General features: G+C 54.5%; 15 protein-coding genes and 1 pseudogene. 6 read left to right on the forward strand and 10 right to left on the reverse strand.

Going from position 1 to position 17,872, the window contains the following annotated elements; all coding sequences use genetic code 11:
* Positions 1 to 93: 93 nt before the first annotated feature.
* The 3 genes from LKE08_RS02425 to LKE08_RS02435 form a co-directional block, all read right to left on the reverse strand.
* Positions 94 to 612, reverse strand: a complete 519-nt coding sequence (locus LKE08_RS02425; RefSeq protein WP_324702597.1) for a PAM68 family protein — start codon at positions 610 to 612, stop codon at positions 94 to 96.
* Between the two features lie 63 nt (positions 613 to 675).
* Positions 676 to 945, reverse strand: coding sequence for a 30S ribosomal protein S15 (gene rpsO / locus LKE08_RS02430; protein ID WP_324702598.1), 270 nt, complete (start codon positions 943 to 945; stop codon positions 676 to 678).
* A gap of 12 nt (positions 946 to 957) precedes the next feature.
* The gene (locus tag LKE08_RS02435; protein WP_324702599.1) at positions 958 to 1,146 is read right to left on the reverse strand and encodes a hypothetical protein; all 189 of its coding nucleotides are present in this window, start codon (positions 1,144 to 1,146) and stop codon (positions 958 to 960) included.
* 97 nt (positions 1,147 to 1,243) lie between these two features.
* On the opposite strand from LKE08_RS02435, the gene LKE08_RS02440 reads away from it, so the two are divergent.
* The 3 genes from LKE08_RS02440 (at position 1,244) to LKE08_RS02450 (ending at position 3,940) form a co-directional block, all read left to right on the forward strand.
* On the forward strand, positions 1,244 to 2,347 hold the full coding sequence (locus LKE08_RS02440) for a mechanosensitive ion channel domain-containing protein (RefSeq protein ID WP_324702600.1): 1,104 nt from the start codon (positions 1,244 to 1,246) through the stop codon (positions 2,345 to 2,347).
* Positions 2,348 to 2,359: 12 nt separating this feature from the next.
* Positions 2,360 to 3,484 (forward strand): mechanosensitive ion channel domain-containing protein, encoded by a 1,125-nt coding sequence (locus LKE08_RS02445; RefSeq protein WP_324702601.1) that lies wholly within the window; start codon positions 2,360 to 2,362, stop codon positions 3,482 to 3,484.
* A gap of 309 nt (positions 3,485 to 3,793) precedes the next feature.
* Positions 3,794 to 3,940: a hypothetical protein gene (locus tag LKE08_RS02450; RefSeq protein ID WP_324702602.1), complete on the forward strand. Its 147-nt coding sequence runs from the start codon at positions 3,794 to 3,796 to the stop codon at positions 3,938 to 3,940.
* Positions 3,941 to 3,944: 4 nt separating this feature from the next.
* Here LKE08_RS02450 and obgE read toward each other — a convergent pair whose 3' ends face one another.
* Positions 3,945 to 4,958 carry a GTPase ObgE gene (obgE, locus tag LKE08_RS02455; protein ID WP_324702603.1) on the reverse strand — a complete coding sequence of 338 codons (1,014 nt, stop codon included), beginning with the start codon at positions 4,956 to 4,958 and terminating at the stop codon, positions 3,945 to 3,947.
* Positions 4,959 to 4,960: 2 nt separating this feature from the next.
* On the reverse strand, positions 4,961 to 5,668 hold the full coding sequence (gene psb32 / locus LKE08_RS02460; RefSeq protein ID WP_324702604.1) for a photosystem II repair protein Psb32: 708 nt from the start codon (positions 5,666 to 5,668) through the stop codon (positions 4,961 to 4,963).
* Positions 5,669 to 5,982: 314 nt separating this feature from the next.
* Between psb32 and LKE08_RS02465 the strand changes: the two genes are divergently transcribed.
* On the forward strand, positions 5,983 to 7,581 hold the full coding sequence (locus LKE08_RS02465; protein ID WP_324702605.1) for an NAD(P)H-quinone oxidoreductase subunit N: 1,599 nt from the start codon (positions 5,983 to 5,985) through the stop codon (positions 7,579 to 7,581).
* Between the two features lie 50 nt (positions 7,582 to 7,631).
* Here LKE08_RS02465 and LKE08_RS02470 read toward each other — a convergent pair whose 3' ends face one another.
* Together LKE08_RS02470 and LKE08_RS02475 are read right to left on the reverse strand one after the other, a co-directional pair.
* Positions 7,632 to 9,872, reverse strand: a complete 2,241-nt coding sequence (locus tag LKE08_RS02470; RefSeq protein ID WP_324702606.1) for a pentapeptide repeat-containing protein — start codon at positions 9,870 to 9,872, stop codon at positions 7,632 to 7,634.
* A gap of 245 nt (positions 9,873 to 10,117) precedes the next feature.
* Positions 10,118 to 12,463, reverse strand: coding sequence for a tetratricopeptide repeat protein (locus tag LKE08_RS02475; protein WP_324702607.1), 2,346 nt, complete (start codon positions 12,461 to 12,463; stop codon positions 10,118 to 10,120).
* A 275-nt stretch (positions 12,464 to 12,738) separates the two neighbouring features.
* Between LKE08_RS02475 and stpA the strand changes: the two genes are divergently transcribed.
* A complete protein-coding gene (stpA, locus tag LKE08_RS02480) occupies positions 12,739 to 14,025 on the forward strand; it encodes a glucosylglycerol 3-phosphatase (RefSeq protein WP_324702608.1) in 1,287 nt (428 codons plus the stop codon).
* A gap of 111 nt (positions 14,026 to 14,136) precedes the next feature.
* Here stpA and LKE08_RS02485 read toward each other — a convergent pair whose 3' ends face one another.
* The 3 genes from LKE08_RS02485 to LKE08_RS02495 form a co-directional block, all read right to left on the reverse strand.
* A complete protein-coding gene (locus LKE08_RS02485; protein WP_324702609.1) occupies positions 14,137 to 14,610 on the reverse strand; it encodes a GUN4 domain-containing protein in 474 nt (157 codons plus the stop codon).
* Between the two features lie 317 nt (positions 14,611 to 14,927).
* A complete protein-coding gene (locus LKE08_RS02490; protein ID WP_324702610.1) occupies positions 14,928 to 15,245 on the reverse strand; it encodes a cupin domain-containing protein in 318 nt (105 codons plus the stop codon).
* A gap of 38 nt (positions 15,246 to 15,283) precedes the next feature.
* Positions 15,284 to 16,885 carry a methyl-accepting chemotaxis protein gene (locus tag LKE08_RS02495; protein WP_324702611.1) on the reverse strand — a complete coding sequence of 534 codons (1,602 nt, stop codon included), beginning with the start codon at positions 16,883 to 16,885 and terminating at the stop codon, positions 15,284 to 15,286.
* A 379-nt stretch (positions 16,886 to 17,264) separates the two neighbouring features.
* On the opposite strand from LKE08_RS02495, the pseudogene LKE08_RS02500 reads away from it, so the two are divergent.
* A pseudogene (locus LKE08_RS02500) lies at positions 17,265 to 17,872 on the forward strand (photosystem II q(b) protein); the annotation flags it as partial.

The following is a 17,872-nucleotide window of genomic DNA, read 5'->3' on the forward strand; positions in this document are numbered from 1 at the left end:
GACTGAAGTCGCCGTTCGCTTTTCATCCGTGCTTTAAAAAGACACGGCTTTCAAGCTCTCGTCCTTTTCTCGTAAATTTTGAATTTTTAAATCTTAATTTTTGTTGGATTTTTGTTGGCGATTGGCTTTCCAGGCTTCCACCATGCGCCCGAAGTTGACCCGAAACTCCCGCCAGCCGACGAGACTTCCCGTTTCGTTTTCATCCCAGGAGGCGGAGAGGACGCCGTAGCTGAGTCCGACGACGCTGAGGCCGAAACACCCCATACTCACCAGGACGACGGCGGTGTTGGGGAGGGGAAACAGTTCGTTGGTGACGATGAAGTAGCTACCGACGAAGGTGCCGATCGCCATGACGAGGGGGATTCCCGACAGAATCACCATCCGGGACACCATCCGCTGGCTGACGACTTCCGGGATAGCCGTGTCTTCCCGCCTGGGTTGACGGCGGGGGGCGCGGGTTTCCTTGGCTTTGGCGGGTTTGCTCGGCTTTTTGGCAGTTGCGTTCTCCGGTTTTGCCGTTTCGGAGGGGGATTCCGAGTCGCGATTCGCTTGCTTTTTCCGGGATTTGGCGGGTTCAAAGGGAAGCCGTTGGCGGGGGCGATCGGAGGACATGATAGTGTTGTGAGTGCGACGGGTGGATTGTGGGGGGGATGGCGAAAGCTGCGGGAGCTCGGATCAACCCCGGATTCCCAAACGGGTGATCAGGGCGCGGTAGCGCTGCTGATCTTGCTTGTAGATGTAGGCTAACAGCCGTTTCCGGCGTCCGATCATCTGCAGCAGGCCTCTGCGGGAGGAGTGATCCTTTTTGTTGGCTTTCAGGTGGGTGCTGAGGCGGTTGATGCGCTCGGTGAGCATCGCCACCTGTACGTCCGAAGAGCCGGTGTCGGTTTCGTGGGCCTGGTGTTCGGCCATGATTTGTTGCTTATCTTCCTGGGTCAGAGCCATAGGTTGAAACTCTCAAAGTTCGTAAATTGCCACAATTTTTAATCCTACCATACTCCATCGGGATTGGACGGGGGTGGCGGAGAATTTCTGTCCCGGGGGGGATGCGGTCCGGGGCGATCGCGGTTCAAACTCGTTTCGGGGTCGCCAAAGCGATCGCCGTTCGTCGCCCCCCAATCTCCCGATGCGGGTTCGGGATGCCATTTTCTGCGATCACCGCGACGATTTTCGAGGTAAAATAGATGGGGAAAATCTTCAAAATTCTGGAAATTTCTATCTCTGAGTCGCTCTAAAATTGTTCATGATTGAACCCACCCCAGATGTTATCGTCCTCCCCCTCGATCGCATCCTCACCGTCGGATTGGCGATTTTCGGAGCCGTCCTGGTTTTGGCCGGGTTATGGTTCGTCCCCAAACTGATCCGGGAGGCGGTTGGGCGGCTGTTCCCTAGCGATCGTCGCGCCAGTTATCTCAGTATAATCGCCGATTACAAGTTGCCGATCGCGATCGTCGCCGGCCTGACGTTCGGGGAAATTCTGCTGGTGACATTGCCCGATAAAATTGACATTCCCCTGTTGGAAGTGGGCGTCAGTTTGACCCTGGCGATCGTCGCCAGTTGGCTGGCTTCCGAACTGTTCAAACAGTTTTTCGACCGATATATTATCGATGTCGCCTCCAAGCGGGGGCGCGGTATCAACAGCGAGTTTTTGATCGTCGGGAAAATTCTCGCCAACTGCGTCATTATTCTGTTGGCGATCGTGCTGTTTGCCGAAACCCACCAGATCAACATCGTCGGGTTGATCGCCAGTTTGGGTGTCGGGGGACTCGCCGTCGCCTTCGCCGCCCAAAGTACCCTCAGCCAAATTTTGGGGGGAATTGTTTTATACCTCGATCGCCCCTTTGTTGTAGACGATTATATCGGCTTGCCGGACGGCACCTTTGGGCGGGTGGAAACCATCGGTTTGCGATCGACGAAAATTCGCACGTCCGGCAAGGGAACCCTGATGATCGTCCCCAACAGTTCCCTCACCCAACTCAGCATCGAAAATTATACCGGGGCGAAGAAAGTGATTTCCATCCTCGGTTTGACCTTCGAGCGGGCGGTCGATTCCGACGAACAAGCCCTGATCCGTCAAATTATTTTAGAAAGTACGAAAAACACCTTCGGCATCGATCCCAAGGGGACGGATGTCACGTTCAAAGACTTGCAGGAAATCACGGGAGAGCCCAAAACCCAAGCCCAAGTCACCTTCTTCATTTTGGGAGCCAATCGCAGCAATTTAGAATTGCGCCGCCAGATGCTCGACTTGGCAGGCCAGGACATCGGCCTGAGATTGAAGCAGTACGGCATCCAATTTGAGATTGACGACCAAAATATTTATGTCGATTCACCGATCACCGTTTAACCCGTTAAAAAAATGTGGAATCCATTCGATCCTGACGCACCCATTTTTGATGTCATCCAGCAATATTCCATTCCCAAACCCCTGATTTTTCTTCTGTTTGTCTTTCTCTCCTATCTGATCGGCCGATACACGCCGGACATCCTGGAATATTTCCTGATACAAACGCTCCCAAAAAATGGAAAGGATATCTCGGCAAATTTCATTCATCCCCTCGCCCAACCCTTCCGAATCACCGGCATTTTGATCCTGATTTCCCTTTCGACGGTGTGGTTGGAAGACAACCGGGCGCTGTACCGCTTTACCCGCTTCTTCGTGATTTTGGCGTTGATTGTCAGCATCGCTTGGCTGACTTCCCGGCTGTTCCGCCAGTTGGTGCGAATTTACGGGATTCCGATTATCCGCAAATACGGGATGGAGGTGGACGAGACGTTTTTGGTGTTTGAAACCATCGCCAATGTACTGATCGGATTTACGGCGGTGGTGGCTTTCGCCCAAAGTCAACAACTCCCCCTCGGGGCATTGTTGGCGGGGGTTTCCGTGAGCGGCGTGGCGATCGCATTTGCCGCCCAAAGGACGTTGGAGCAGCTTTTGGGGACGATCGTTTTGCGTCTGGACCGCCCCTTCGTGCGGGGAGAATACATCCGGCTTCCCAAGCGGGGCGACGATTTGGATGGGATTTATGGGCGGGTGGAATCCATCGGTTTGCGATCGACAAAAATTCGGCTCGCGGCGAAAGGAACCCTGGCAATTATCCCCAATTCCACTTTGATGCAATTGGACATCGAAAATATTAGCCGGGGTAAAAAAGTGATGGTTTTACTCTACCTCGACTTTCCCCAATCCCTCGACGATCGCGAAGAAGCGTTGGTAGAACAGGCGATCAAAGACTGCACGGATTCGATTTTCGGCATCGATCCGGGCAGCACTCAAATTGCCTTATTTGCATATAAAGAAACGGGAAATACCCGCGCCAGGGTGACATTTTTTATCTTGGGTTCGAGCGAAAATGCCATTTCTCTCCGCAAGAGTTTGCTGGCGTCCACCAATCAAACGCTCACCAATAAATTGAAGCGGTTCGGGCTGCAATACACCATGCAAGAACCCAACATTTATGTCGAGTCTCCCGTGACGATTTAGCGGCGATCGAGAGGGGGTAGGGTGTAGGGTGTAGGGTGTAGGGATGGGAAATTTCCTGGTCGTCAGGATTTCGACAAGGGGCTTAAGCCCCTCGTTGTCTCCCTTTCCGAAACGGTAAACGGACGATCGCGCGACCGGGGCAAGACGCGGCGCCCCGACAGTTGGGAAGCCGGGGGGAACTCTCTCGAAAGGTAGATGGAAATCGATCGCCGAATCTATTATAATTTAGAGAAAGATAAAATAATAATTATGCTTTAATTTGCGAGCTTTTGGTCGTCAATTTTAGATCAAAAAAGAGGAGGAAAATTTATGAAATTCATCAATTCGATCCCAGAAATATTTGAATACATTTGGGGCGGCGCCAAACGCATCTTCGGGGCGACCGACGATCGCTATCCCGAAACCGGAGTGCAGCCCTACGAGGGCGATCCGGCTAAAGAACAGGATAACGATTGATGCTTTAAATCTCGCCGGCGGCGGCGCGATCAAGGAATTGCCAAATTTCCTGCAACAGCGGGTCCAAACCGATCCCCGCCACGGCGGAAATTTGAAAGACGGGGGTGCCCGCCACGTCTTGCAGTTGGGATGCGATCGCCTGCAGCCTTTCGTCATCCTCCCCCACCGCATCGACTTTGTTGAGGGCGAGAATTTGGGGGCGATTTTCCAATCCCCGGCCGTAGGCTTTCAACTCCCCTTGGATGACCTGATAGTTGGCGATCGGGTCCCTATCCGTGATGTCGATCAAATGCAGTAAAATACGGGTGCGCTCGATGTGGCGCAAAAACTCGTGTCCCAGCCCGGTCCCCAAATGCGCTCCTTCGATGAGTCCGGGAATATCGGCGAATACCGTGCCGTCCCCGGTGGGTTTGCGGACGACTCCCAAGTTGGGAATTAGGGTCGTAAACGGATAGTCCGCCACCTTCGGACGGGCGGAAGAGAGGGCGGAAATGAGGGTGGACTTGCCCGCGTTGGGCAGTCCGACAATGCCCACTTCCGCCAATAGTTTTAACTCCAAACGCAGCCGCCGACTCTCCCCCGGCAGTCCCGGCAGGGCGTAGTCCGGGGCGCGATTTTGGTTGCTGAGGAAGTGGCGGTTGCCCAAACCGCCCTTACCCCCCTCGGCGACGCAGAATTCCTGGCCGGGGGCGACGAGATCGGTCATCTGTTCGCCGGTTTCCGCGTCATAAACAACGGTACCGCAGGGGACTTCGATGACGCGATCGCTCCCCGAAGCCCCCGTCCGGTTTTTCGGCCCGCCCCGCTTGCCGTCTTCGGCTTTAAAGCGGTGGTTGTAGCGGAAATCCAGGAGGGTTTGCAGGCGTTCCACTGGTTTCAGGATCACGGAACCGCCTCGCCCCCCGTTGCCTCCCGCAGGGCCTCCAGCGGGGACGAATTTTTCCCGGCGAAAGGCGACCATTCCATCGCCGCCCTTCCCGGCTTCCACTTCAATTTCGGTGCGATCGATAAACTGCATCCCTAGGACCGTTGAAAATAAAAATAAGTCGCCATCGGCGCGACGGTGGCGATGACCAAAATTACCACCACCCAGATGGTGGCGCTGCGATCGTCGGTTTCCTCGGCCGATTTGAACGTGCTGGCGACCCGGATATTATCTTCGACTTCGGGGGCGCCCGGGTCGGGTTCTCCCGAGAGGACTTTCACCAGGCGATCGCCGGCGTTGGCGAAGGCTTCGTTATATTTGTCGCCCTGCCGCAGCGGCACCTGCAAGGTTTCGTCGGCGACACTTTCGGCGATCGCCTCGGTCAGTAATGATTTTACCCCGTCGCCGGTGTGGATGGCGCTGTTGTTGGTCTGGGTGTCGAGCATCAGCACCGTCTGGTTGGTGCCGGCTTCCGGGGTGGGAAACCACTTGTCGAACAGGTCATCGGTGAAACTTTGGGCGGTTTCGCCGTAGTCGAGGCGGCGGACGGTGACGAACCGCACCTCGTAGCCGGTTTCCTCCGCCAATTTTTGGAAGTTTTGGTTGAGGCGGCTTTCCGTGACGCGGCTGAGAACGTCGTCCTCGTCCAAAACCCAGGTGCGATCGCCCGGGGCCAGGTCGGGCATCTGGTAGACCCCCGTCGCCCGGGCGGGTGCGGCCCACAGCAGGGAGATCAGGGCGATCGCGGCCACCCCGACCGACAGGCGGCGCCAATTTTCAATGAAGTTGAGTCGTCGTATCATATTCGTTTGATGTTAATCGATAAATTGTCGTATTATCCAAACCTACTACAAATCGAGCGGCGGCGCGTCTACATGAAATAGGAGTTGTCCGGCCACCGGAATTGAATTGAAGTTGTCCGGCCACCGTATAAGGTTGCCCCCACAGAGGACGGCAGAAATTGACTGTCGCCTCTCGCTTGCCCCAATTTGAACAGTTTCCCCGGTGGCTGGTATCCTTGAACATATGTTAAGAAACGGTCATTGTCGTGGCGGTCGGTTTCTCGGAAGGCCGGATCGCCCGTCATTTTGAACCCTTTTAATCGCTGTGGGAACCTATGGATTTTTCTAATCTAGCGGCCCAGTTGAATGCTGGGGCGATTTTGCCAGAGAGTATCGTCCTGATCACCCTGATGGTGGTTTTGATCGGGGATCTGATCGTGGGGCGGACGGCATCTTCCAAATGGGTGCCCTACGCCGCGATCGCGGGCCTGTTGCTCTCCGTCGTGGCCCTCTACTTCCAGTGGAACAGTCCCGACACCCTCGCCTTTTTGGGCAGTTTCAACGGCGACCCCCTGAGCGTGGTATTTCGGGGGATCGTCGCCCTGTCGGCGGCGGTGACGATTTTGATGTCGGTGCGCTACGTCGAACAGACGGGGACGGCCCTAGCCGAATTTATCGGCATTTTGCTCACGGCCACCCTGGGGGGAATGTTCCTGTCGGGGGCGAATGAGTTGGTGATGATCTTCGTCTCCCTGGAAACCCTGAGTATCTGTTCGTATATGCTGACGGGATACACCAAGCGGGACCCCCGATCCAATGAGGCGGCGCTGAAGTATTTGCTGATCGGGGCGGCCAGCGGGGCGGTGTTCCTGTACGGATTGTCCCTGCTATACGGGCTCTCGGGCGGAGAAACCAACCTGAGCGCGATCGCCGAAGCGATCGCCACCTCCGGAACCGGGGAATCCCTGGGCCTAGTGATCGCGCTGGTTTTTGTGATCGCGGGCATTTCCTTCAAAATTTCGGCGGTCCCCTTCCACCAGTGGACGCCCGACGTCTACGAAGGGTCGCCGACACCGGTGGTGGCGTTCCTGTCCGTGGGATCGAAGGCAGCGGGATTCGCCCTGGCTATCCGCCTGCTGCTGAATGCCTTCCCCGTGGTGACGGAACAGTGGCAGTTCGTCTTTACAGCCCTGGCTATCCTCAGCATGGTGTTGGGGAACGTGGTCGCCCTCGCCCAAACCAGCATGAAGCGGATGTTGGCCTACTCCTCCATCGGCCAGGCGGGGTTCGTGATCATCGGTCTGATCGCCGGGACGGAGGCGGGCTATTCCAGCATGGTATTTTACCTGTTCGTGTACCTGTTCATGAACTTGGGCGGTTTCACCTGCGTGATCCTGTTCTCCCTGCGGACGGGTACGGATCAGATCAGCGAATACAGCGGACTGTACCAGAAAGATCCCCTGCTGACCCTGGGGTTGAGCATCTGCCTGCTGTCGTTGGGCGGGATTCCGCCCCTGGCCGGATTTTTCGGCAAGATTTACCTGTTCTGGGCGGGCTGGCAGGCGGGGCTGTACGCCCTGGTGTTGCTGGGCCTGGTGACGAGCGTGGTTTCGATTTACTACTACATCCGGGTGGTGAAAATGATGGTGGTGAAGGAACCCCACGAAATGTCCGACGCGGTGAAGAATTACCCGGAGATCCGCTGGAATTTGCCCGGAATGCGCCCGCTGCAGGTGGGTTTGGTGCTCTCGGTGGTCGCCACGTCCCTGGCGGGGATCTTGTCGAATCCCCTGTTTACCCTGGCGAATGATTCCGTGAGTCGGACGCCGATGTTCCGGGAAGCGGGGATTTCCCGGGGGGAAACGGTGGCGACGATCGAGGTTCCCTCCGCCCCCGCGATTCGCGTCAGCGCAACCGTCGCGCGGCAAAATTAAAGTCAACCGATTTTGTACTTCGGGGATGTGGCTAAACCGCATCCCTTTTTTTATCGGTGCCTCCCGGATTGCGTCAGTTTGGCATCCTCAATATTGCTCCCAAATAAGTTGGCCTGTTCCAGGTGGGCCCGGCCGAAATCCGCCCCGGTCAAGTTGGCGTGGCGGATGAAGGTGGAACTCAAATTGGCGCGGCGGAAGTTGGCGCGACTCAAGTTTGCGCGGGTCAGATCCGATCCGGTCAGGTCTGCCAATTTGAAGTTGGCGCCGGTCAAGTCGGCCCCCCGCAACCGGCAGCACTGGAGCTGGGTTCCCCTCAACTCAGCTCCCTGCAATTGGGAGCGGTTCAGGTTCACCCGCCGCAAATTCGCCCCGGTGAGATTGCCCTCCCGCAGGTCGGCCCGATAAAAATTGGCTCGGTACAAGTTGGCCCCTTTCAGGTCGGCTCCCCGCAAATTCGCGCCTCGCAGGTCGGCCCCTTCCAGGTGGGCCCCTTCCAGGTGGGCCTGTTGCAGATCCGCCGATCGCAAATTGGCGCCGCGCAGGTTGGCGTGGGCGAGGTTCGCCCCGACGAGCCGCGCGCCTTCCAGGTTGGCTTGGCTGAGATCGGCCCCCTGCAGGTCGCAGGACTCCAAACTGGCCGCCATCAAGTTCGCCGCGATCGCGCAAACTGACCGCAAATTGGCCCGCTGCAGCCTCGCGCTGGTCAGGCTGGCCTGGGTCAGGTCGGCCCGTTCCAGGTCGGCCCGCCGCAGGTCGGCCCCCACCAAGCTGGCCTCCTGCAAGTTGGCGCCTTTGAAGTTGACGACGGGGAGTTTGGAACCGTTCAAAACGGCGCGGGTGAGGTTGGCGTCGGCGAAGTTAGCCAGGTGCAGGTCGAGTTGGATCAGGTTGATCCCCGTCAGGTCCGTCGCCCGCAGGTCGGCCCCCCGCAGGTCGAGGCTGGCGGGGTTGAGTCCCCTCAAATTGGTGTTTCGCAGATCGGCGCCTTTGAATTGACAGAAGAGGCGGTAGGTTTCTGGGGAGGATGGGGATGCTTTACTGTCGCCGTCCAGGCGGACGAGATGGTACTGGATATTCTCGGTGAAGATGGTGGAAACGAGGTGAAACACCTCGACAAATTGAATGAACGGCTGACATTCCGTTTCGTCGGAGTCTTGGTAAAACTGAATCAGGTGGGAAATGCAGAGTTCCAAATGGGCTTGGGAATGGCGACAGATCAAAAGAATTTTGAGCAGCACGATCGCCAAGCTGAGATGATTTTTTTGCTCGATCAATAGCAGGAAGTTGGGGGAGGGGGTGTGGTCTGATTCGACCGTAAAGAATGCGACGACTTGGTTGCAAACTTTCAGGATCAAATTGGAGTTGAGGGGGCGATCGCGCCAACTTCGATTTCGCTCCGACAGCATTTTTTTGAGTCTAAATTCAATGACATCAAAGGGATGTATTGAATGAAAACTGGCGGTCAAATATCGGTACAGTTTATTTTTGAATTTGCCGTAGGTCAGGTTTTCTGATTCTTTTAAAAAGCGGTCGGCTTGGGATTTATAAATCGAAATCCGCTGGGTGGAAACGGTTTGTTTGATCAGGGTGATGACTCCCTTGCCGAGGCGGGTGGGATTTTTTAAATTCTGGCGATCATAAGTGGGCGATTCTGACCGCGCCAAATACATCGCCAGTTCAAATTTATAGCGATCTTTTAGGGTCTGAGATAAATTGCGGGCAACCTCCCGATGTTCCCAAGAGTTTTCGGGGTTCGCATATTGAGAAACCAGCAGGTAGGTTTTGTAGCGATCGCTCCACTTTTTCTCCCCCTTTTCGACGGTCAATTTGCGAATTTCTTGATATTCTGCACTGCGGGTGAAGTTGACTAGCCAGCCCTGCAGCCGGACGCGATCGGGGTCGGGGTCGCAGTCATCTAAAATTTCACCCTCGCCTACTTCATCCAGCTTTTCGAGCAGTTTTTGGACAAATTCTGTATCCCGACTGACGCACCAGTTATTGATTAAAATGTAGCAGGTGCGTTTGAGCAAAGCCCGAAATTGTTCTTCGCGATTATTGTCTAAAAAATAGTTAAAAAAAGGCTCAAATTCTGGATGAATTTCGGGAGAAAAATTGATGAATATTGTTTCAAACAATTGTAAAACAATGTCCGCTTTTTCCCGTTTGACCTGTTCGATAAAAAACTGATAGATCGGTTCTTGCAGTTCCTCAGTTTTGGACTGAGCGTTGTGGAGTTCCGACGGGACTCCCGTTTCCCAATAACTTTGGGAAAATTGATTTAAACTCACCATTGATGCACCCCCCCGAGTTCAGCAATTTTCGGCGCGACTGACTCAGCTATATTGATATGTATAACGTTAGTAGTCCGGACACTATCAGTTTATGCACGTCCAAACGGGAGTGTCACCTATCATTTTCAAATTTTACATTTCTTCACAAAAATTTACCCGCCTTTTCGACTCGATCGGGCAGGGGGCACCGGGGGAATCTAGTTGCCATATCGTGGGGGGACACCTGGTTTCCCCCCACCGGGTTCTCAGGTCTGCGATCGCAACCGGCGGGCGATCCGTTCCAGGTTGGGATCGGTGCGGGCTTCTTTCCAATATCGGGGGTTCAAATCGATCGCCCGTTCCAGACATTCCGTCGCCAAATCCGTCTGGCGATCGATCGCGTAGGCCATCGCCAAATTGTAGCACGCATCGGCATAATCGGGCTGCGCCTCCAGGGCCTTTTTGAAGCTGTCGATCGCGTCTTTATCCCGTTCTAACTTTAATAACGTATATCCCCGATAGTTCCAGGCCTTGGCGAGGTTAGAATCCAACTGTACCGCCCGTTCAAAGGACTCCACCGCATCTTCGTAGCGGTCGATCACGTCCAAAGCCATGCCCCGGTTCAGCCAAGCCACCGCGTCCTCCGGGCGCACCTTGACGGCGCGATCAAAGGATTCAAAGGCCTCCGGGTGCCGCTGCAACTTCCCGAGGGCTACGCCGCGATCCACCCAGGCCTGGTGGTAGTCGGGATTCAATTCTAGCGCGCGATCGTAGGAGGCGATCGCATCCGGCAACCGCTTCAGCCGACTCAGGGCCATCCCCTGATTCAGCCAAGCCCGATAGTCGTCCGGCTTCAAAGCCACCACCCGATTAAACGTATCCAACGCCCGTTCAAATTCCCCCTTGGCAAAATAGGCGTTGCCCTGGTGGACGTAATCATCCGCCGTCATAAACAATTCCGGATTGCCCGATTTCAGCCGTTCCAACTGTTCGGAAACCGCCTCCACCTTGTGCAGGACTTCCGCGATCGCGGATTCGGCGATAAAGGTCGGAGAAATCTCCGACAATTGCTTCAAAATCCGCTCTTTTTCCGCCTGGGCTTCACCCTGCAACTGCCCCAACTGACTCAAGATATCGTCCTTCTGAGTTTGCGTCTCGGAATAAATCGACATCAACTTCTGCACCACCCGATCTTTTTCCCCGGTCGCGTCGGATTGAAGGGTGTTCAATTGTTCGGCGAGGGTACTTTCAAACCGATCCAACTTTTGAAAGGTGCCATCTTTGCGATCGCGGATTTCCGTCTTCAACCCAGCCAGTTGATTCCCCACGTCGGTTTGCAATTTTTCCAACTCCTGCAACACTCGCTCTTTCTGGCTTTGAATCCCCGTCTGGGCCTCCGTCACCTGGGACGCGAACTCGCCTTCGAGCTGTTTGAGAGATTGAAATTTCTCCCGGATGCGATCTTGAATCTTCACCTGGGCATCGGCCAGTTGCGTCGCCAGGGTCTCCCCCAACTGTTCCAAATCCTGCAGGGCGACTTCCACCTTCTTCTGGGCTTCCCGTTCGGCCTTGTCGCGGATGTCGGAGAGTTGCGGCGCGAACTCCGATTCCATCTGGCTGAGGTTCTGCAACACCAGATCCCGCTGTTTTCTGACTTCCTGCTGCAACTGGGAAAGCTGGGTGGCGAACTCCGTTTCCGAACCTTTCAATTTCAACAAAACCGCATCTTTCTGCTGCTGGACATCATCCTGCACCGAAGAGAGTCCCCGAGTCGATTCCGCCCCCAACCGTTGCAAATTCTCCAGAATTTCTTGCTGTTCCCGCCGCGCTTGACTGTGCAAATCCGACAATTCGCCCGACAACTGATTGGCGGATTCATCCAATTTCTGCACCAACCCGTTGCGCTTTTCTCCCAAGTCGTTTTGGATCAGGGAAAATTGGTTTTCCAAATTGGCGACGAGTTGCCGCAAATCCTGCTGCGCCAAATTTCCCTGTTCGTCCACCTGTTGCTTGAGTTGGGACATCTGGGTGCTCAACTCCTGTTCGAGGTGTTCCCGCGCCTCCCGCAACCCCCGGATCTGTTGTTCAAATTGGGCTAATGTCTGTTCCCGCGACTCCACCACGGCCTCATACATCGTGTCGAGTTCCCGACGCCGGCTTCCCAGATTCGCTTCAAAGTCTTTAGCCTGGACGTTCAAATCTCCGGCCAGGGCTTCGGTGCTGTCCATCAAACTCCGCACCTTCTGGTTGCCGCTGGCGATTTGATTTTCCAGGTCGCCGAGTTCGTTGAGGTGGGCTTCCACGATCCCCGTGACTTCCCGGATCACCGATCGCCGCAAAATCCACAGCGCCGCGATCGCGGAAATTAACAGCAGGGCCAGAACCCCCAGCAACAGGTTGAACAGCGTCATGGTGCGGCTGAAAATCCGGTTCGCCTCCGCCTGGACCTGTTCTTGCAGGCGCAGTTCGTTTTCCAACCGCTCGATCTCCGCCGGGGTGACTTCGCCGGGACTCGGCTGACTCCGGGCGACATCGACCGACAGCAGGAACGCTGAAAGGATAATACTGCTTCCGGACATTAACGCCAAGCCGACTGGATTCTTCCGCTGCATCACAACTCCTTCCTTACGATCGGGTGCCACTCGAGAACAGCCTCAACTGCCCCACCTGAATATAGATAATTATTCTAGTTTACCCTCCCATTGATAGTTGGCGGGAATCGGGAGTCGGTATTAGGGAATCGGGGAAAGGAGCGGGCGATCGGCGGTTGGAAGGCTGGATCGACTGGATATCCCCCGCCCCGGCTTTTGCCTTTTCCCTCAACCGGGCGGTATAGTTGGGTTGGCGACCGGGCCACTTAGTCCCACGAAGTTCAAATTTTATTATTATGACCGCTTCCCCCGAAATCCGCCTTCACGAACAGCGTCTGTCCCTGGATCACGACGCCTTCGCCCGGGTTCTGATCGAAACTGAGAATGTCTTGATCGTCCAGGATTTGGATGGCGTTTGCATGGGGTTGGTGAAAGATCCCCTGCAGCGGATTATCAGTTTGGATTACGTTCATGCGAGCCGCCATTTTGACGGCCATTTTTACGTTTTGACGAACGGCGAACACATCGGGACTCGCGGCGTGAATGGCATCATCGAACGGGCGATCGGCGATCGCGATTTGGCTCGGAAACGGGAGATGTACCTCCCTGGTTTGGCCGGCGGCGGGGTCCAGTGGCAAGATCGAAACGGGGAGGTTTCTCACCCCGGCGTCAGCGATGCGGAGTTGGATTTTCTGGCGGCGGTCCCCCATCGCATCCGCGATCGTTTGCAACAATTTTGCGATCGCCACCCCGCTCTTGTACCCCCCGACGAAGTGGCGACCTGCATCGATGCTTCGGTTTTGGATAACAAGGTTTCTCCCACGGCAAATTTAAACTCGTTTTACGATCGCCTCCACGATCAACCCGAACGTTACGCCCAATTGCAGGAAGAAATGCACGGGTTGATGGAGGAATTGTTGGAAATGGCGAAAACAGAGGGTTTGGACGATTCATTTTTCGTCCACTACGCCCCCAATTTGGGCCGGGACGAACGGGGTTTTGAAATTCTCCGCAGGGCGAAAGCGGGGGATTCGGGGACGACGGATTTTCAGTTCATGGTGCGGGGGGCGATCAAGGAAGCCGGGGTTTTGGTGTTGCTGAATCGTTACTATTTTCAACGGACGGGAACCTATCCCCTGGGCGAGGATTTTAATGCGCGAGAAGCGCCGCGAACGATTGATGAATTGTTGGCGTTGGTAAAGGCGAATTTCGACCCGGAACAGATGCCGCTGATGGTGGGTGTGGGCGATACGGTGAATAGTCAAGTTGAGGAAGTTGAGGGCAAGTTGGAAGCGTGGCGGGGGGGGAGCGATCGCAATTTCTTGCTGCTGATTCAGTCAATCGGACGGGCGTTCGATACGGGCAATATTATCGTTTACGTCGATAGTTCCCGGGGCGAGGTGAAAAACCGCAAATCCCTGAAATTAGATGCCGATGAACAGGGAAATGCTCGGGTCGTCGAGGGACCCGGCGATCCCCGCGATACCGACGATCCGCTGATGCTGAACGTGGCGTTTCCGGGGGGACATTTGCAGTATGCCGAGTTTTTCCAGACGGCGGCTGCAGCCCGCGATCGGGGATGATTTCAGGTCGGTTTTCGCTGGGTTGAACAAAAAATCAATTCGATGCCCAGTTCTTCCTCATCGACATCAATTATACAATTTCCCATCCCCCGTTGTCAACCCCCAAAACCCTCAGCGATTTTGAGTGTAAAAACATTTTTGAATTCGAGTCAACAATAGTCGCCAAGCAGGGCCGGCGAAACGGGTAGACCAATAGATGTCAAATTTGACGGGGACCAACCAGGCGACGGGCAGATGTCCGGGGGGGGCGTCGATGGTGAAATTCAACTCGTCGTAGACCAGCCATTTATCTCCCTCCCGCCAACCCACCATTTCAGCGAGTTTGGAGTAATCTCCCCCGGCTTGGCGGTAGAGTTTATAAACGACAGTAAATCCGAAATTTCCTTGGCTGTAAGCCCTCCATAATTTATCGATATTTTTCAACGCCTTGCAGGAGAAATTTTCGAGGTCGTGTTGGGTGAGCAACTGTTCTTCTCGCCGGTCCGCTTCCGCGATCGCCAACATCAAACGTCGGGTTTCCAAATCCGCTTCTTTCCAGTTGTGTGCGGCCAATCGTTGTTGCAGTCGGCGATAATTCCAGGACATAATTAATAGCCATAATTTTGTGTGATGGTCGTGGCAGTTTCCAAGGGTTTATGAATATTGGCGATTATAGCCAGTCAAAATCGGCACAACCGCGATAGAAATGAGAGGCAAAATCGGGTCAAATGATCTGACGAGTTAATTTTTTTTGCCTCAAAATTATGCATCCATCACAGATTGAGAATCACCAAATTTTCCACAATTGATCTGAGCTGCGATCGGTGCGCTTCGCGAATCGCGGGTTCGGGTCGGGAGCCGATCGGGAGCCGATCGATAAGCTGGCTCGGGCACGAATAGCTCCATTTTATCGCAACCTTCTCTCAATTGACCCAGTGGACGGCCAGCCAAATGCAGGGGGGATCGGCACTGGTGGACTCAACGCGGTGTTTTTGGTGGGCCGGAATCAAAAGATAGTCCCCCGATCGCAGCGTCACCGTGGAACCGTCAAAATAGGAGAGGGTGGCATTTCCTTGCAGCAAAACGACCCACTCATCCCGATCTTGATCGTACCACTGACCGGGGGGCGTGGATTGTCCGGTGGAGAGGATGCGTTCGATGCGGATGCGATCGCGATCGACGAGGGATTCAAACAACTCCCGAGGTGGGAGTTCCGGCGGCAAATCGAACAAATTTTCCATCAGTTTTTCGGGCGAAAAAGTACAAAAGGCGGGAGATTTCAGACGATCGCTTTGAGATCCTGGGCCGTCTCGTTCAACTGTTGAATACCAATTTTGGTTTGGGCGATGCCCGATGTCGTCTGGTTCGCCACCTGATTCAAGGTGTTCATCGCCTCCACAACTTGCTCGATCGCCCGGGCTTGCTGTTGGGAGCTCAGGGAGATTTGTTGGGCGTTCAATACGATATCGTTGATGGCATTTAAAGAGGTCTGCTGGTTCCCCAAAATTACCTCTTCGATCGCCTTGGCGACGTTGGTGAATGCCGCGGCCGTCTCCTGGGAAAGATTGATTCCCGTGTCTGCAGTTTTGGTTCCTTCTTCCGTCACCATAACCGTGGAATTGATAGCCGTTTGGATGCCGATGATGAGGGAATTAATTTTTTCGGTGGATTTTTTACTTTCATCCGCTAACTTGCGAATTTCCGAGGCGACGACGCCGAATCCCTTGCCGTGTTCTCCGGCGCGGACGGCTTCGACGGCGGCGTTGAGGGCTAACATATTGGTCTGGTTTGCGAGGTCGCTGACGAGGTTGGTGATACTGCCGATCTGTTCGGTTTGTTCGCTCAGGCGGGTAATTTGTTGGGCGATCGCGCCGACTTTTTCTTTGAGGACGGACATTCCGTCCAGGGTTTGATCGACGATTTTTATCCCGTCTTCGGCCAGGTTCAAAACTTGGCGGGCGCCGGCTGAAGACGATTCAGCCAACTCCAAAACTTGGCGGGCGCCGGATGCGGAAGACTCAGCCTGTTCGGCGGTGGTTTTGGAGGAGGCACCCAACTCGTTCATGGAAGCGGTGGTTTGATTGACGGAGGCGGCTTGCTGGCTGATAATTCGCTCCTGTTCCTCCACCGTCGAAGCCATCTGGCTGGCGGAAGAGGCGATGATGGTTGCCGTCTGATTGAGGGTTCTCGTGATACTTGACGAAATTAAGAACGCGGCGGCGAGGGCGGACACAAGGCACAAAATCGTGCCGATAAAAATCATCCAACTGAGCCAGTCGATCGCTCTCCTGGCGCGATCAGTGGATGCGGTTAACTGCTGGTCTTGAGCTTGATTAAATTCCACGCTCAATTCCCGGAAGCGATCGACAAAATCTTTTCCTTCTTCTCGACGGACGATTTGAAGGGCTTCCTCTAGCTGTCCCTCCCGAGCCAGACTCAAAGGCCTTCGACTCCATTGAGTCCACTGCTCCTGTAGTAAAATCATTTCTTGCAGTCGCTCCGTTTGTTCTTCTTCCAGTAATAAATAGAGGTCGTCCACTTCTTCGACTGCCCTCCGAAATGTATCTTCTCCATTTTCATATTCATTGACCAGTTCTTGCGTCCCAAAGATCATGTACCCGCGAAAAGCGGACACCATTCGGGCAAATCCCAGAGACATTGATTCGCTGGTTGCCTTCGACTGTTGATTTTCTTCTACTTGAGAAAAAACGCCGGATATTTGGTTTATGCTCAGGAACGAAATGCCACCCAAAAGAATAAATAGGGCGGCGGGAATACTGTAGCCCATCAACATTTTGGATTGGATTTTTTTGAAATCAAATAACATAAAAAACCTCTGCGATTGGGTGTAGGTGAAGGCAGAATTGTAGATGCCGTCCATTGATGACCAACCGGTAAAGACGACCCGCCGGATGACAAGAGACTGACCCGCTTTGGCCTGATTCGGTCGATGCTGATTGCCGATTGAGAGAAAGGGTCGGTGAATCAATTTTTACATTGGAGAGGCGGAAAGGTCAGACTCGCTCGCCGGGGTAGCGACATTGGCTGATCTTCAAAATTTGGGACATTTTCCTTCGGCGGCTTGCTCCTGAGTTTCTCGGCTACATTTATAAGAAAATATTATGAATGTGTTTTGAAAATCTTTTGTTACAATATCTTTACAAAACGACACACCCCATGTTATTTCTGATAAGCTTCTTTTAAGGCAGCCATAAGGCTACCCCGTACCTTGAAAATTCAATTACGCAATCATAATTGTCATGACAACCACCTTACAGCAACGCGAAAGCGGTAATCTGTGGGAACGGTTTTGCAGTTGGGTCACCTCCACCAACAACCGCCTCTATGTGGGCTGGTTCGGCGTGCTGATGATCCCCACCCTGCTGACCGCGACCGTCTGCTACATCATCGCGTTCGTCGCGGCCCCTCCCGTGGATATCGACGGTATCCGCGAACCCGTCGCCGGTTCTCTGTTGTACGGCAACAACATCATCTCCGGTGCTGTTGTTCCTTCCTCCAACGCGATCGGCCTGCACTTCTACCCGATCTGGGAAGCGGCCAGCTTGGATGAGTGGCTCTACAACGGCGGTCCCTACCAGTTGATCATCTTCCACTTCTTCATCGGCATCTGCTGCTACATGGGTCGTCAGTGGGAGTTGAGCTACCGTTTGGGTATGCGTCCCTGGATCTGCGTCGCCTACAGCGCTCCCCTGAGTGCTGCGACCGCAGTCTTCCTGATCTACCCCATCGGACAGGGTTCCTTCTCCGACGGGATGCCCCTGGGTATCTCCGGAACCTTCAACTTCATGTTGGTGTTCCAAGCCGAGCACAACATCCTGATGCACCCCTTCCATATGCTGGGAGTTGC

Origin of the sequence: Lyngbya sp. CCY1209 (genome assembly GCF_035615495.1) — a bacterium.
Lineage (GTDB): Bacteria > Cyanobacteriota > Cyanobacteriia > Cyanobacteriales > Microcoleaceae > Limnospira.